Origin of the sequence: Thermococcus sp. ES12 (assembly GCF_012027515.1) — an archaeon.
Taxonomy (GTDB): domain Archaea; phylum Methanobacteriota_B; class Thermococci; order Thermococcales; family Thermococcaceae; genus Thermococcus; species Thermococcus barossii.
Window position 1 is genome coordinate 1 of record NZ_SNUP01000142.1, and the last position, 389, is coordinate 389.

1 pseudogene is annotated in these 389 nt (G+C 35.0%); it reads left to right on the plus strand.

The features are described from left to right. Positions 1-389 (plus strand): annotated as a pseudogene (locus E3E37_RS11465) (oligosaccharide flippase family protein); the annotation flags it as partial.

The window sequence follows — 389 nt, forward strand, 5'->3', positions numbered from 1 at the left end:
TTTTGAGCATCGCTCTTGTAGTAGTTACATTGGGGTTTTCGAATTCTCTTCCTAGAGAAATCGCCTTTTATAAAGAAAGAGAGCCTTCGAGAGTTAGGGATTTGATTTCAACGGCTTTAATAATTGTAGCAGTGAACAGCATAATTTGGACAATAGTTTTAATTCTTGAAGCAGAGAACATTTCCCAAGTTTTCAATGAAGAAAGATTAGTTTACGCTCTAAAAATAGTGGCTTTTGCACTGCCGTTTTCTGCTTTGACTGGAATGATAATTTCAATCTCCCAAGGTTTTGGTAGAGTTAGAGAAAAGGTCTATTTTCAGAATATACTTTATCCTATATTGTGGTTAATACTCGTTTTATCTTTGGCTATCTTTAACCTTCCGTTTGCT